This window comes from Sphingopyxis lindanitolerans, from assembly GCF_002993885.1.
GTDB classification, from domain to species: domain Bacteria; phylum Pseudomonadota; class Alphaproteobacteria; order Sphingomonadales; family Sphingomonadaceae; genus Sphingopyxis; species Sphingopyxis lindanitolerans.
Window position 1 is genome coordinate 1,382,192 of sequence record NZ_CM009578.1, and the last position, 14,208, is coordinate 1,396,399.

The window sequence follows — 14,208 nt, forward strand, 5'->3', positions numbered from 1 at the left end:
ATATATTGCCATTGACTGAATTTATGTCATATGTGTAATATAGTTGCAATGGATCAGCATGACCGATCGGCCGGAGACAATATGGACAATCTGACCGCGCCGAACCTGTCGGACTGGCCCGACCCGGTGGAATGGGTCAATCGGTCCGGACGGTCCCCCATCATCCTGTTGTGCGAACATGCGTCGAACCATATTCCCGCCTGTTATGACGGGCTGGGGCTGAGCGAGGCCGACCGCGGCCGCCATATCGCCTGGGACATCGGCGCGGCGGCGGTGACCCGGCGGCTGTCGGCGCTGCTCGACGCGCCGGCCGTTCTGGGCACGTATTCGCGGTTGCTGATCGACCTCAATCGCCCGCCCGACGGCGACGGGTCGATCGTCGTCCTGTCCGAAGATACGCCGATCGCGGCGAACAAGGATCTGGACGGGGCCGAACGCGCGTTGCGGCAGGCGCGGATCTTCGCGCCCTATCAGGATGCGGTGGGCGCGCTGGTCGACGCGAGGATCGCCGACGGATCGCCCGTCATCCTGGTCGCGATCCACAGTTTCAACCCGACCTTCCTCGATCAGGCGCGGCCCTGGCACGTCGGCATCCTGTTCGGCCGCGCGTCGATGCTGGGCGAACGGCTGGTCGGGCGATTGGCGGCGGATGCGGCGCTCCACATCGGCGTCAACCAACCCTATTCGGTCAGCCGCCAGGAAGATTATGCCATATTGGTCCATGGCGACGATCGCGACATTCCGGCCGTGCTGATCGAAATCCGCAACGACGGGCTGGCGGACGCCGCGCAGGTCGAGGCGTGGGCCCGGCGCCTGGCGGCAATCCTGGCACCCGAAGCGAGCGCGCCATGACCTCCCTCGTCTGCCCACCCCCGACGCCTATCGCGTCATCCCGCAACATGCCTTATCGTCCGCCGCGTGGCCTTTCGGACGAAAGGGCCGTGGCGCCTGTCGCGTCGCGGCGGGACGAGCTTTAGGGACAAGAGGGTTATGGCGAACGACACGCAAAAGACCGAACGGATGCCGATCCGGGACATGCTGGGCCGCAGCACGGTCAGCCTGACCCGGTCCGAATCGCGGATCGTCCAATTGTTGCTCGCCGACTATCCGGTCGCGGGCCTCGGCAGCGCGTCGAGCCTCGCCAAGCGCGCGGGGGTGAGCGATCCGACCGTGGCGCGCTTCGTCACCAAATTCGGGTTCGAGAATTTCGCCGCCTTCCAGGCCGCCCTGCTTGAGGATGTCGAGGCGCGGCTGCGCTCGCCGCTGATGATGCTCGAAACCAAGCAGGCGGAGGGCGAGCATGACGCGACCGTCAATCGCTATATGGCGTCGGTCACCCAGAAATTGCGCGACGCGACCGAAGCGGCGGTGTCCGAACCCTATGACCGCGCGGTCGACCTGATCATGGGGGCAAAGGGCAGCGTGACGCTGGTCGGCGGCCGCTTCAGCCGCCACGTCGCCGGGATGCTCGCGGGCTATCTGCTGCAATTGCGGTCGGACGTGCATTCGATATCGCCGCTGACGCTGGAAAGTTTCGACCGGCTGGTCGACATCGGCCGCCGCGATACGCTGATCGTCTTCGACTATCGCCGTTACCAGACCGACGTCGTCGAATTCGCACGCCAGGCCGAAGCGCGCGGCGCGCATGTCATCCTGTTCACCGATCCGTGGATGTCGCCGGTCGCCGAGGTCGCCGACGTCGTCATCATCGCCTCGGTCGAGGTCGATTCGCCCTATGATTCGCTGGCCCCCGCCGTGGCGCAGATGGAGGCGCTCGTCGCGCATGCCGTCGTGCGCGAAAAGCGCGTGATGGAGCGGCGCGTCGCCGATCTCGAAAAGCTGCGCAGCGCCAATGCCGTAACCGTGGATGAACCCGCCCCATGACGATTTTGCGTCCCGATATCCGCCGCGATGACCCCTATCCGGCGGCGGCAACCGCCTTGCTGCTGGTCGACATGCAGCGCATCTGGCTGGAACCGGGGCGCAATCCGGGGCACCCCGACTGGGACGCCGGCCATCCCTTTCACCGCGATGTCGCCGCGCGCGCCATCCCCAACCAGGCGCGACTGCTCGCCGCCGCGCGCGCCGGCGGGGTCGAGGTGATCCACACGATCATCCGCAGCCTCACCCGCGACGGGCGCGACCGCTCGCTCGACCACAAGATGACGCCGCTGCACGTCGGCCCCGACGATCCGCTGGCGTTGCCGGTGCCCGAACTGGCGGTCGGCGCGGACGAGATATTGCTGCCCAAGACCTCGTCGGGCGTCTTCAACTCGACCAACATCGACTATGTCCTGCGCAACCTTGGCATCACCCACCTTGTCGTCGCCGGGATCATGACCGACCAGTGCGTCGATATGGCCGTGCGCGACGCGGCCGACCGCGGCTTTGTCGTCACCTGCGTCGGCGACGCCTGCGCCGCGGCGACGGCCGAGCGCCACAGCCACGCGCTGGGCGCCTTCGGCGGCTATTGCTGGGTCGCCGATACCGACACGGTGGAGGCGCGGTTCCGGGCGATGCGTGCGCCATGACGATGGCGCTGACCGGGATCGTCACCACCGACCTGGCGGCGATCACGCGCGGGCGCTGGGTATCGACCGCACGCTATGAAGCGGGGGATGACGGCGGGATCGGCTGGCTTCCCGCCAATCTGGCGCTGACCCCGTTCGGCGGCATCGCCACCCCCAATCCGTGGGGATCGATCGGCGACCTGCGCGTCATCGCCGACCGCGCCGCGCGCTATCGCACCGCCGCCACGGGCGCCGCGACCACCTTCGACATCGTCATGGGCGACATCGTCGAGCTGGACGGCACGCCGTGGCGCTGTTGCCCGCGCACCCTGCTGCGCGACGCGGTGGCCGCCTTGCGCGCCGAGACCGGCCTGTCGCTGCGCATCGCGGTCGAGCAGGAGTTCCAGATCTTCGGCGCCGGTTTTCCGGCCGCCCACCCGCTGTCGATCACCGCGCTGCGCCGCGCCGATCCCTTTGCCCCGCTGCTGATGGCGGCGCTCGACGAAGCCGGGGTCGATCCCGAAGTCGTGCTCGCCGAATTCGGCACCGACCAGTTCGAGGTCACCTGCTCGCCCGCCGATCCGATCACCGCCGCCGACCGCGCCATCGCGATCCGCGAGATCGTGCGCGAGATCGTCGGGGTGCGCGGCTGGCAGGCGAGTTTCGCGCCCAAGACCGCGCCGGACGCGGTTGGCAACGGCGTCCACATCCATTTCAGCCTGACCGACGCCGAGGGCCGCCCCGCCGGTTACGACGGTGCGCAGCCCGGCGGGCTGTCGGCGCAGGGCGCGAGCTTTTGCGCAGGCGTTTTGCGCCATCTGCCGGCGCTGACGATGTTCAGCGCCCCCAGCGTCACGTCCTATTACCGGCTGCGGCCGCAGGGATGGAGCGCGTCGTGGACCTGGCTCGCCGACCGCGACCGCGAGGCGACGCTCCGCATTTGTCCGACGACGACGGTGGGCGGCCGCGATCCGGCGCGCCAGCACAATGTCGAATATCGCGCCGCCGACGCCACCGCCAACCCCTATGTCGCGATCGCCGCGCTGATCCGTGCCGGGCTGGGCGGGCTGGTCGACGGCCTGCCGCCGCCGCCGGTCGTCGTCGAGCATCCCGATACGCTCGACCCGGCGGCCTGCGCCGCGCTCGGTCTGCGCCGCCTGCCCGAGACGCTCGCGGAGGCAATGGCGGCGTGGCAGGGCGACGCCGTCGCCCTTGGTTGGTTCGCGCCGGACTTTGCCGAGACCTGGCGCAGTGTCCGCCGGGCGGAACTGGCGCGGCTCGCCGACCTGACCCCCGACGAGGCGTGCCGGCTCTACCGCGATCTTTATTGAGCGTCAGGGGCGCAGCGCCAGCTTCATCAGGTGCAGCCGCTCGCCGTCATGATCGACGATCCGGTAGGTGCGATAGCCGAGCCGGTAATAAAGCGAATCGTCGCCCGCGGTCGAGGCGAGGAACAGCGCGGGGAAATCGAGCACCGCCGCCCGCTCCGCGACATGGTCGCACAGCCGGGCGGCGATGCCCGCGCCGCGGGCTTCGGCGGGAACATAGACGTTGCACAGCCACGGCTCGACACCGGGATCCCAATCGACGCTGTCGCGCGCGCGCAGGCTGGCGACGCCCAGCGGGATCGCCCCATCGAGCGCGACATAGGAGCGCGGCAGGAGCGCGGCTTCGTCCTCGGTAAAGCGCGCGCGCGTATCGGCGAGGGTGCGTCCGCTGAACGCGCCCCATTCGGCGTCGATCCATCGGACCACCGCATCGATCGCGGCCGGATGGTCGAGCAGGGGTATGATGCGCAGGGCCGCCACGCCGCTCATCCGGTGATGATCTGGACGGATTTCAGCCGCTGATAGGCGCGCATCCCCTGTTGCCCGCCCAGCACGCCATGACCCGACCCGCCAAAAGGTTCGGCGGGCATCAGGTGCAGCGGCGCGCCCATGGCGGCGCTGGCGCGGATGTCGATCCGCCCGGCGTCGATATCGCGCGCCATCCGCCGCGCGCGGCCGATGTCGCGGGTCCACAGCGTCGCCGCCAGCCCGTGCGGCGTGTCGTTGGCGATCCGCACCGCATCGGCCTCGTCCGAAAAGGGGATCAGCGCGATCAGCGGGCCGAAAATTTCCTCGCGCGCGACGCGCATCGCACCCGACGCGGCGGCGAAGATGCCGGGCGGCACGAAATAGCCCTTCTCCGGCATCGTCCCACCCGTCGCGATCACCCGATGGTCCGCCTTTTCGGCGGCGCCGATGTCGAGATAGGATTGCACCCGCCCCTGCTGCGCGCGGCTGGCGAGCGGGCCATAGCTGACGAGGGGGTCGAGCGGATCGCCGACGGTGAACAGCCGCGCGGTGGCTTCGCGCACCCAATCGATCAGCGCGTCGGCGATGCCGCGCTCGACCAGCAGGCGGGTGCGCGCGACGCAGATCTGGCCCGAATTGGCGAAGGCCGACGCGGCAATCGAATCGGCCAGTCCGTCCAGACCCACGGCATCGGCAAAGACGATCTGCGGCGATTTGCCGCCGCCCTCCAGCATCACCGGCTTGCCGTTCGACTGGCCCGCGGCGACCATGATCCGCCGCCCGGTCGCCGCCGATCCAACAAAGCCGATCTGATCGACATCATCATGGCCGGCCAGCGCCGCGCCGGTTTCGCCGCCGCCCGCCACCGCGTTGATCACGCCGGGCGGCAGTCCCGCCTCGGCCGCGATCCGCGCCAGCGCCAGCACCGAGGACGGCGCGACCGGCGACGGCTTGGCGACCACCGTATTGCCCGCCGCGATGGCGGGAGCGATCGCCGCGACCGCGACCAGCAAGGGGAAATTCCACGACGATATGATGCCGACGACGCCGCGCGGCTCATACCAGTTCATCGCCAGCACATGCGCGGCGTCGGCATGGACGACCTCGCCGCGCGGCTGGTCGATCGCGGCGGCATAATAGCGGGTGAAGCGCACCGCCTCGTCGACCGCGCCGAGCGCGTTGCTGATCGGCATCCCCATTTCGAGGCAGTCCATCAGCGCCAGCCTGTCGCGTGCGGCATGGATGCCGTCGGCCAGCGCGTGAAGATGCGCCTGCCGCTGGTCCGGGGCGATCGACCGCCAGCCATCGGCGAAGCAGTGCCGCGCCGCGGAGACGGCGCGGTCGATATCCTCGGCATTGCCGTCGGCGATCATCGCCAGCGACTGCTCTGTGAAGGGACAGTCGGTGGCAAAACTGGCCCGCGATCGCGGCGCGCGGGCGTCACCGCCGATGAACGGGCGGCCGTCGAACGCGATGCGCCGCGCCGCTGCGTGCCAGTCGGTCGTCATGACAGGATGCGCTGGTCGCTGAGGTCCTTCGCGCCCCGCGTCACGCTGACCGAGGCGGCAAGGCATGGCCCCAGCGGCACATCGGCCAGCGCCTCGACGATATGATGGAGCGTCGGCAATTGCTCCCAACTCGACCGCTGCCAGTCGAGCGTCGCCCCCGCCGCCGCCTGCGTGGTTTCGACCCGCAAATGCCCGCCCGTCGCCGGGGTCAGCACCGCATATTCGGCGTCGGCCACGCCGGGCGCGCCGGTGCGTGGGATATATTTATAATGCAGCAGGCCCTGCGACGGCGGCGGATCGCCCTGCCCCTCCCCATCGCCCAGCCCGTCCAGCCTGAGCGCCGCGAAACCGCAGCCGTCCCAGCTTGCCCGGCAGGTGATCCCCCGCGACGTTTCCATCGGCGGCGGCAAGTCGCAATAGAGTTTGGAGAAGCCCAGTTCCTCGCGCCCGCTGATGATCGGGTCAGCCATATTTTCCCACAATATCAGCATCAGGTCACCGGCGATCCGCTCGCTCGTGCCCGCATATGTGGCGGGAATGGTGACGCCGAAAGTGTTGTAACCGCGCCCCGCCAGCCAGGCGATTTCGGTCATGTAGCAAAAACTGACGTGCAGTTCGCCGCGCGCCACCGCGAAGCCCGGCGGCATGAACGCCGCCAGCCGGTCGGCCGGGGCGGCGAAGGCGGCGTGGACGATATGCTGGCGCGGATCGTTCCGGCATTCGTAGCGCTCGCCCGCCGGCCCCTGGCGCGGACCGGGCATCGGGCCGAAATGGGTGGGCATGCGATAGCGCATGGCGGGAAGGAAGGCGTAGGACATGGATGCCTCCGGCTGAATCGGACGCTATCATCCGGGTTGTGACCCGGTATGTCAAATATTATTCATAGACTATTATTATTCAAATAATGTAAGATGAAAAACATAGGGTCGGAACGGCCCGCCATGGGGAGAAGCTTCGATGCGCAAAAGAACCGGCCTTGGCCTGTTGCTGGGTCTGTGGGCCGTGGCCGAAACATCGGCGCTTGCCGCCGGTTCGCCGCACTATACCGCCGAAATCCGCCGCACGAGCTTTGGCATCCCACATATCAAGGCGGCCGATGAAGCGAGCCTGGGTTTCGGTCTCGGCTATGCCTATGCGCAGGATAATTTCTGCATGTTCGCCGAGGAAATGGTGACCGTGGCGGGCGAACGCTCGCGCTATTTCGCGCCCGAGGCGACCGGCGGACCCGACATCGATTCGGGCTCGGTCCGCGCCGACAACCGGACATCGGATTATTATTTCCGGCTGGTCAACGAACCGGCCGAAGTGGCGGCCGCATGGAACGGGCAACCGGCGCCGGTGAAGGCGCGGGTGACGGGCTATGTCGCGGGCATCAACCGCTATCTCGCCGATACCGGCGCCGCGGCGCTGCCCGTCGCCTGCCGGTCGAAGCCGTGGGTGCGGCCGCTGACGACCGACGATATCATGCGGTTGATGCGGCGCTATGCGCTGGAGGGCAGCTCGCTGCAATTCGTCAACGAACTGATCGGCGCCAGGCCGCCCGCGCCCGGCGCGGCGGGCGCGGAGGTCGCGGCCGATTTCAGCGCCCTCGCGCGGCGAACCGCATCCTATGGCGTCGGCAGCAATGCCGTCGCGCTGGGCAAGGATGCGACGAGCGACGGGCGCGGGCTGCTGCTCGGCAATCCGCATTATCCGTGGCAGGGCATCTTGCGCTTCTATCAGTTCCACCTGACGATGCCGGGCCAGCTCGACGTGATGGGCGCGGCGCTTGCCGGGCTGCCGGTGGTCAATATCGGCTTTACCCGCGACATCGCGTGGAGCCACACGGTCAACACGTCGGCGCATTTCACCCTCCATGCGCTCACGCTCGATCCGGCCGACCCGACCCGTTACCGCGTCGGCGACCGCTGGTTGACGATGGAGAAGAAGGCCGTTTCGATCGCGGTCGGCGACAAGGCCGAAAGCCATGATTTCTGGCAGACCATCTATGGCCCCGTCGTCGCAAAGCCGGGGGCGTTCGAATGGAGCGCGACCACGGCCTATGCGCTGGGCGACGCCAATGCCGACAACAACCGGATGATCGAGATGTGGCACGCGATGGACAGCGCGCCGACGCTCGCGGTCCTTGCCAGCCGGGTCCAGTCGGTGCTCGGCCTGCCGTGGGTCAATACGATCGCCGCCGACCGCGACGGCCGCGCGCTCTATCTGGGGGTCACCGTCGTCCCCAACATCTCGGCCGAAAAACAGGCGCGCTGCGTCGCCGAACCCTATCGCGCGCTGGTCGCGTCGGGGGTGATGGTACTCGACGGCAGCGATCCCGCCTGCGGGTGGGATCAGGTGTCCGGCCTGCGCCAGTCCGGCGTCGTTCCGGGCGACCGGCTGCCGCTGCTGTGGCGCAGCGATTATGTCCAGAATTCCAACGACAGCGCCTGGCTGACCAATGCCCGGACGCCGCTGACCGGCTATCCCGAGATCGTCAGCGCGCAGGATGTCGCGCAGGGCGGCCGCACCCGCATGGGCATCGAACAGATCGACGCGCGGCTGGCCGGAACCGACGGACGGCCGGGCAAGCGTTTCGACGCCCGGTCGCTCCACGATATCGCGTTCAGCAACCGGGTTTTCTATGGCGGCCTGCTGCATGGCGATATCAAGCGGCTGTGCGCCGAACCCGGTTCGGTGGTCGTCGAGGGCGAGACGATCGACCTTGCCGCCCCTTGCGCGACCTTGACCGCGTGGGACGGCACCGCCAGCCCGGCCAGCATCGGCTATCCGCTGTTCGCGGCGTGGTGGAATCCGCTGGAGGGCACGCCGGGGCTTTGGACGGTGCCGTTCGATGCGCACCATCCGGTGACGACGCCGCACGGGCTGAAGCTGGACGATCCCGCGATACGGACGCAGCTTCGCGAAGGGCTCGGCAAGGCGGTGGTGGCGCAGCGCAAGAACGGGATCGACTGGACCCGCCCGTGGGGCGACATCCAATATATCGACACCCGCGCCGGCCGCGTGCCGGTGCCCGGCGGCGCGGGGGGCGACGTCTATAACAGCATGTACAGCGTGCTGGCGCCGGGCGGCGGCCATATGGTGCCGACACTGGGCAGCAGCTATATCCAGATCGTCGGCTTCGACGACGACGGCCCGGTCGCGAAGGCGCTGCTCGCCTATTCGAATTCGTCCGATCCGGCGTCGCCGCATTCGGACGACCAGGCGGCAAGCTTCGCGGTCGGCGAACTGAAACCGCAGCCATTCACCGATGCGCAGATAAAGGCCGATCCCGCCTATCGCACGATGACGGTCGCGCAATGACGGTCACGCGCCGGGGGGTGATCGGCGGGGCGCTGGGCGTCGGCGTATCGCTGGCCGCCAGCCATGCCGGCGCCGCCCCGGCCGCCGACGCCGATCTCGATCGCTGGTTTCGCGAGCGGCTGGCTGCCGAGGGCCTGCCGGGCGGGGCGGCGGCGATCGTGCGGGCGGGCCAGCCGCCGCGCTTCCTGACCGCGGGCCGGGCCAGCCTGCCGTTCGGGGTCGCGGTCGGTGCGGGAACCTTGTTCCACATCGGATCGGTCGGCAAGCATGTCACCGCCGCCGCCGTCCTTCGCCTCGTTGATGCCGGGCGGGTGGACCTGGATGCCGGGATCGGCCGCTATGTCGCCGGGCTTCCGCAGGGCTGGCAGGGGGCGCCGGTCGCGACCATCCTGAACCACAGCAGCGGCATTCCCGACTGGGACAGCATCGTCTGGGACCGGCCGTGGGCGCGCGGCGACGTGCTGGCGTGGGCCAAGGGCCGCTCGCTCGATTTCGCGCCGGGGGCGGCGTGGTGCTATTCGAACGCCGCCTTCACTCTACTCGGCTATCTGATCGAGGATGTGACCGGCGCACCCTATGCCGCGGCGGTCCATGCCATGTTCCACGCGGCGGGCCTGCGCGATGCGCGGGTCGATGACGGCGAAGCGGTGATCGCGGGCCGCGCCGAACCCTATACGAGGACCGATGGCGCGGTCCGCCATGCGACACCGATGTCGTCGACCATATCGTCGGTCGCCGCGGGCGGGGTGCTGATGTCGGCGCGCGACGTGCCCGGCTGGTCCGCCGCGCTGTGGAACGGAACCCTGCTGTCGGCCGCGTCGATGCGGCGAATGCAGACGCCGACCCGGCTGAGCAGCGGGCGGGCCTGCTATTACAATATGGGCTGGGTCATCGATCGCCTGCCCGGCCGCCCGCCCTATCTGTGGCACACCGGCAGCGTATCGGGGTTTCGCGCCTGCCATTATCACGACCCCGCCAGCGGCCTGACGATGATGATGGCCGTGAACCTCGACAGCGACGCGATCGGAGCGATCGGCCTCGATCTGGTCGAACAGGTCGCGCCGGGCAGCACGCCCGCATCGCTGCCGGTCATCGCCGACCGCAGGCCCGAGCTGACGGCGCTGCTGCGCGCCCTGATGCGGCGCGAGCGCCCAGCCCATCCCGCGCTGTTCGCGCCCGAAATGCAGGTGCTGGTCGATCGGTTCGGCGACGACGCGCTCGACGATTACAGCCAGGACACGCCGCCGCTGACCGCCGTCGATCTGGTGCAGGAAAGCCGCGCGGGCGGCGACCTGCGCCGCCGTTATCGCCTGACCGTCGCGGGGCGGCATGATTTCGTCACCGTCGGCTATACGCAGGGCGGCCTGATCTATGAGATCAGCGCCCTTTGACCCCCAGCCGGTCAACGATCGCCGCGACCCCGGTGCGAACCGGATCGACGCAAGGCAGGCCGAGCCGATCCTCGGTCCGCGCGATCAGCGCCGCCGCCTCCCCTTCGCCGAACGACGAGCTGTTCAGGCTGATCCCGACCACCCGCGCATCCGGGTTCGTCAGCCGGGCGCAATCGGTATAGAGGGCGATGCACTCGGCCAGGTCGGGCTGCGGATAGGCGTCGAAATCGCCGAGCGCGGTGCGCGACGGATCGGCGCACAGCACCATCGCGTCGGGCTGGCTGCCGTGGAGCAGTCCCAGCGTGACCCCGGCATAGGCGGGGTGGAACAGCGACCCCTGCCCCTCGACCACGTCCCAATGATCGTCCGCGGCGGCGGGCGACAGGGCGGCCGCGGCGGCAGCGACGAAATCGGAGATCACCGCATCGACCGACACGCCGCTGCCGACGATCAAGATGCCGGTCTGGCCGGTGGCGCGGAAATCGGCGGCGACCCCGCGCGCGCGCAGTTCGCGTTCGATGGCGAGGGCGGTGTACATCTTGCCCACCGCGCAGTCGGCGCCGACGGTCAGCAGACGCTTGCCGGGGCGGCGCTCGAAGCCGCCGATGGTGAAATTTTCGGTCGGGTGGCGAACATCGTGGAGCCGACGTCCCGCCGCCTTCGCGGCGGCGACGAGTTCGGGCACGTCGGTCAGTCGGGCGTGGAGCCCGCTGGCGATGTCCATCCCGGCGCGGATCGCCGCGACCAGATCGCCGACCCAGCGATCGGGCAACATCCCGCCCGCCGGGGCGGCGCCGATCAGCAACGTCTTCACCCCCGCCGCCGCCGCTTGATCGGGCGTCATCTCGGGCAGGCCGAGGTCGAGCGTCGAGCCCGGATAGCGGAATTGCGCGGCGCAGGCGTCGGGCCGCCAGTGGCGCACGCCGAACGCGGTCTTGGCGTGCGGCGCGTCGGCGAGGAAGAGCAGATAAGGCTGGGCAATGGTCATAGCATATCCGTTTCGGTGGTGAAGGGGCAGCCCCAGAGGCCGGGGGCGGGCGGATCGATCCAGCCGCCGCGATAGGTCAGCGCCGGCACGCGGTCGCAGCCCATCAGCAAGGGCGCATCGAGATCGACGAAGCGGCAGGCAGGGGCGATCAGCATCGCGGGCGCCATCGCCAGCGAGGTGCCGAGCATGCAGCCGACCATCGTGTCCAGCCCGGCCGCCTGCGCGGCATGGAGCAGGCGGACGGCCTCGGTCAGCCCCCCGGTCTTGTCGAGCTTGATGTTGATCACGTCATAGAGGCTCGCGAGCTCGGCGATATCGGCCGCGACGTGGCAGGATTCGTCGGCGCCGATCGGCAACGGACGATCGCAATCGGCGAGCAGGGCATCCATCCCGGCCCGGAACGGTTGCTCGACCATCTCGATCCCGGCCGCCGCCATCGCGGGCATGTGGCGGGCGAAATCGGTGGGCGACCAGCCTTCGTTGATGTCGGCGATCAGTCGCTTGTCGGGCACCGCGGCGCGGATCGCGGCGATGCGGGCGCTGTCGTCGGCGCCGCCCAGCTTCAGCTTCAACAGGGCGTGATCAGTCGCCGCCTGCGCCGCCGCCGCCATCGCTTGCGGCGTGTCTATGCTGATCGTGAACACCGTCTCCACCCGCTCGGGCCGAGGCAGGTCGAGCAGCGCCCAGACCGGCGTATCGTCTTGCCGCGCGCGCAGATCCCAGACCGCGCAGTCGACGGCGTTGCGTGCGGCGCCGGGCGGGAATGCGTCGTGGATGTCAGCCCAGGCGGCCCCGGCGCGCAAGGCGCCAAGCATCGTGTCCACCTGCGCCAGGACGCCGTCGGGGGTCTCGCCATAATGGCCGACCGGGCACGATTCGCCCCGCCCCCGGTGGCGGCCGTCGTCGAGCGTCACCAGCACCACCGCGACATCGTCGAACCGCTCGCGCGAGATGGTGAACGGGGTCGCCAGCGCCCAGCGCTCGATCACCGCATTGGCGCGCAGGCCGGTCATTGGGCGCCCGGCCCAAGGCCCTGGCCCAGCCGCGAATGCCTGCGGCCATACAGCATATAGATCGCCGCCCCCGCCAGCGCATGACCGCCCAGCAGCATCGCCGGAACCGGGTTGCCCGCCCCGATCTTTTGCACGACGTCGAACAGCAATGGCCCCGCCATCGCGCTGCACAAGAGGATGCCGGCGAGCGGGGTGACGCCGATCCAGATGCCGCGCACCCGGAACCCGCCCAGCGGCACACGGAATGGCCGTTCGATCTCGGGATGGAGATTGCGCAGCCAGATCACCGTGAAGCAGATGATCGCAAAGGAGATCGCAGTGCCCAGGCTGACCAGATCGCCGAGCAGGGTGATTGGCAGGAAGGCGGCGGCGATCGCCATTCCCAGCCCCAGCGCGATCGTCCCGCCCCACGGCGTGCAGTATTTTGGATGCAGGCGCGCGAACAGCGGCGGCATCAACCCGTCGCGCGACATGGCAAAGAACACCCGCGACTGGCCGTAGGACAGCACGAGCAGCACCGAGGTCAGCCCGATCACCGCGCCCAGCTTGATGACCAGCGCGAACCAGGGCTTGTGCATCGCCTCGACCGCGACCCCCAGCGGATCGGGAACGCCGAGTTCGCGGAACGGCACCACCCCGGTCAGCACCGCGGCGACGCTGATGTAAAGCAAGGTGCAGATGGTCAGCGCGCCGAGGATGCCGATCGGCAGGTCGCGCTGCGGGTTGCGCGCCTCGGCCCCGGCGGTCGAGACGGTCTCGAATCCGATATAGGCGAAAAAGATCACCGACGCCGCGCGGAACACCCCGGGCCAGCCATAGCTGAAACCGCCCTCATTGGCCGGGATGAACGGCACCCAGTTGGCGGGGTCGATCGCGCCGACCCCGATCGCGACGAAGGCGACCAATATGCCCGCCTTGATCGTCACGATGACGCTGTTCACCGCCGCCGATTGCGACACGCCGAACAACAGCGGGACCGTCACCAGCAGGATGATCGCGGCGGCGACCAGATTGACCGACCCGTCGATCGAGACATGGCCGGTTCCGGCGTCGGCGACATGGATCAGCGGGGTCGTCAGCACGGCGGGGATGTGGATGCCGAAATCGCCGAACAGGCTGGTGAAATAGCCCGAAAAGCCGACCGCGACGGTCGCCCCGGCAACGCCATATTCAAGCACGATCAGCCACCCCATCGTCCACGCCGCCACTTCGCCCAGCGTTGCATAGGCATAGGTGTAGGACGATCCCGACACCGGCATCGTCGACGCCAGTTCGGCATAGCAGAGCGCGGCGAAAGCGCAGGCGAAGCCGGCGATGACGAAGGAGATCAGCACCGCCGGCCCTGCGAAGGTGGCCGCCGCGGTTCCGGTCATCACATAGATGCCCGCGCCGATCGTCGACCCGACGCCGAGGAACATCAGGTCGATCGGGCCGAGCGATCGTTTCAGTCCATGATCGACCGATTCGATGCGGACCTGATCGACGCTCTTGCGAACGAACAGGCCATTTTTTCTGTCGCATGTCATGGTCCGGCTCCCTTGTCCCGATTATGGCGGGGCGGACGGAAGCGCGCCTTTCCTATCGGGATCAAACCCGACTGGGATCGGGCCAGACTTGTTCCAAAACCGGCGAATTCCCGCCCTTTCAAAAATGATGGAAATCTTTCAAAATATCATCATTGACGAATTTTGAAGAAATT

The 14,208-nt window shown here is 68.6% G+C and carries 12 protein-coding genes; 6 read left to right on the plus strand and 6 right to left on the minus strand.

Annotated features, from left to right (window positions below; genetic code table 11):
• The first annotated feature begins 48 nt into the window (after positions 1-48).
• The 4 genes from CVO77_RS06635 (at position 49) to CVO77_RS06650 (ending at position 3,841) form a co-directional block, all read left to right on the plus strand.
• Positions 49-852 (plus strand): N-formylglutamate amidohydrolase, encoded by an 804-nt coding sequence (locus CVO77_RS06635; protein WP_197709668.1) that lies wholly within the window; start codon positions 49-51, stop codon positions 850-852.
• A 138-nt stretch (positions 853-990) separates the two neighbouring features.
• Positions 991-1,884, plus strand: a complete 894-nt coding sequence (locus CVO77_RS06640; RefSeq protein WP_197709669.1) for a MurR/RpiR family transcriptional regulator — start codon at positions 991-993, stop codon at positions 1,882-1,884.
• Positions 1,881-2,531 carry a cysteine hydrolase family protein gene (locus CVO77_RS06645; RefSeq protein WP_105998439.1) on the plus strand — a complete coding sequence of 217 codons (651 nt, stop codon included), beginning with the start codon at positions 1,881-1,883 and terminating at the stop codon, positions 2,529-2,531. Before CVO77_RS06640 ends, CVO77_RS06645 begins: the two co-directional genes overlap by 4 nt.
• Positions 2,528-3,841, plus strand: coding sequence for a type I glutamate--ammonia ligase (locus tag CVO77_RS06650; RefSeq protein ID WP_105998440.1), 1,314 nt, complete (start codon positions 2,528-2,530; stop codon positions 3,839-3,841). The genes CVO77_RS06645 and CVO77_RS06650 overlap by 4 nt, the downstream gene beginning before the upstream one ends.
• Before the next feature lie 3 nt (positions 3,842-3,844).
• Here the strand turns inward: CVO77_RS06650 and CVO77_RS06655 are convergent, their stop codons facing one another.
• The 3 genes from CVO77_RS06655 to CVO77_RS06665 are packed head-to-tail and all read right to left on the minus strand — an operon-like array spanning position 3,845 to position 6,632.
• A complete protein-coding gene (locus CVO77_RS06655) occupies positions 3,845-4,327 on the minus strand; it encodes a GNAT family N-acetyltransferase (protein ID WP_105998441.1) in 483 nt (160 codons plus the stop codon).
• The gene (locus CVO77_RS06660) at positions 4,324-5,814 is read right to left on the minus strand and encodes an aldehyde dehydrogenase family protein (protein WP_158258014.1); all 1,491 of its coding nucleotides are present in this window, start codon (positions 5,812-5,814) and stop codon (positions 4,324-4,326) included. The genes CVO77_RS06655 and CVO77_RS06660 overlap by 4 nt, the downstream gene beginning before the upstream one ends.
• On the minus strand, positions 5,811-6,632 hold the full coding sequence (locus CVO77_RS06665) for an acetoacetate decarboxylase family protein (RefSeq protein ID WP_105998443.1): 822 nt from the start codon (positions 6,630-6,632) through the stop codon (positions 5,811-5,813). The genes CVO77_RS06660 and CVO77_RS06665 overlap by 4 nt, the downstream gene beginning before the upstream one ends.
• 139 nt (positions 6,633-6,771) lie before the next feature.
• Between CVO77_RS06665 and CVO77_RS06670 the strand changes: the two genes are divergently transcribed.
• Positions 6,772-9,117, plus strand: coding sequence for a penicillin acylase family protein (locus CVO77_RS06670; RefSeq protein ID WP_105998444.1), 2,346 nt, complete (start codon positions 6,772-6,774; stop codon positions 9,115-9,117).
• Positions 9,114-10,508 carry a serine hydrolase domain-containing protein gene (locus CVO77_RS06675; protein ID WP_105998445.1) on the plus strand — a complete coding sequence of 465 codons (1,395 nt, stop codon included), beginning with the start codon at positions 9,114-9,116 and terminating at the stop codon, positions 10,506-10,508. The genes CVO77_RS06670 and CVO77_RS06675 overlap by 4 nt, the downstream gene beginning before the upstream one ends.
• On the opposite strand, the gene CVO77_RS06680 is transcribed toward CVO77_RS06675, so the two are convergent.
• The 3 genes from CVO77_RS06680 to CVO77_RS06690 are packed head-to-tail and all read right to left on the minus strand — an operon-like array spanning position 10,495 to position 14,035.
• A complete protein-coding gene (locus tag CVO77_RS06680) occupies positions 10,495-11,496 on the minus strand; it encodes an N-acetyltransferase DgcN family protein (protein WP_105998446.1) in 1,002 nt (333 codons plus the stop codon). The genes CVO77_RS06675 and CVO77_RS06680 overlap by 14 nt on opposite strands.
• Positions 11,493-12,509, minus strand: a complete 1,017-nt coding sequence (dgcA, locus tag CVO77_RS06685) for an N-acetyl-D-Glu racemase DgcA (protein WP_105998447.1) — start codon at positions 12,507-12,509, stop codon at positions 11,493-11,495. Before dgcA ends, CVO77_RS06680 begins: the two co-directional genes overlap by 4 nt.
• Complete coding sequence (locus tag CVO77_RS06690) at positions 12,506-14,035, minus strand: amino acid permease (protein ID WP_105998448.1); 1,530 nt, start codon at positions 14,033-14,035, stop codon at positions 12,506-12,508. Before CVO77_RS06690 ends, dgcA begins: the two co-directional genes overlap by 4 nt.
• Positions 14,036-14,208 lie beyond the last annotated feature (173 nt).

What these genes read in the sequence shown, in the direction of transcription:
- CVO77_RS06680 (WP_105998446.1), bottom strand. Translation starts at nt 11,496, where the DNA reads ATGACCATTGCCCAGCCTTATCTGCTCTTCCTCGCCGACGCGCCGCAC.
- CVO77_RS06690 (WP_105998448.1), bottom strand. Translation starts at nt 14,035, where the DNA reads ATGACATGCGACAGAAAAAATGGCCTGTTCGTTCGCAAGAGCGTCGAT.
- CVO77_RS06675 (WP_105998445.1), top strand. Translation starts at nt 9,114, where the DNA reads ATGACGGTCACGCGCCGGGGGGTGATCGGCGGGGCGCTGGGCGTCGGC.
- CVO77_RS06670 (WP_105998444.1), top strand. Translation starts at nt 6,772, where the DNA reads ATGCGCAAAAGAACCGGCCTTGGCCTGTTGCTGGGTCTGTGGGCCGTG.
- CVO77_RS06645 (WP_105998439.1), top strand. Translation starts at nt 1,881, where the DNA reads ATGACGATTTTGCGTCCCGATATCCGCCGCGATGACCCCTATCCGGCG.
- CVO77_RS06655 (WP_105998441.1), bottom strand. Translation starts at nt 4,327, where the DNA reads ATGAGCGGCGTGGCGGCCCTGCGCATCATACCCCTGCTCGACCATCCG.
- CVO77_RS06665 (WP_105998443.1), bottom strand. Translation starts at nt 6,632, where the DNA reads ATGTCCTACGCCTTCCTTCCCGCCATGCGCTATCGCATGCCCACCCAT.
- CVO77_RS06640 (WP_197709669.1), top strand. Translation starts at nt 991, where the DNA reads ATGGCGAACGACACGCAAAAGACCGAACGGATGCCGATCCGGGACATG.
- CVO77_RS06635 (WP_197709668.1), top strand. Translation starts at nt 49, where the DNA reads ATGGATCAGCATGACCGATCGGCCGGAGACAATATGGACAATCTGACC.
- CVO77_RS06650 (WP_105998440.1), top strand. Translation starts at nt 2,528, where the DNA reads ATGACGATGGCGCTGACCGGGATCGTCACCACCGACCTGGCGGCGATC.
- dgcA (WP_105998447.1), bottom strand. Translation starts at nt 12,509, where the DNA reads ATGACCGGCCTGCGCGCCAATGCGGTGATCGAGCGCTGGGCGCTGGCG.
- CVO77_RS06660 (WP_158258014.1), bottom strand. Translation starts at nt 5,814, where the DNA reads ATGACGACCGACTGGCACGCAGCGGCGCGGCGCATCGCGTTCGACGGC.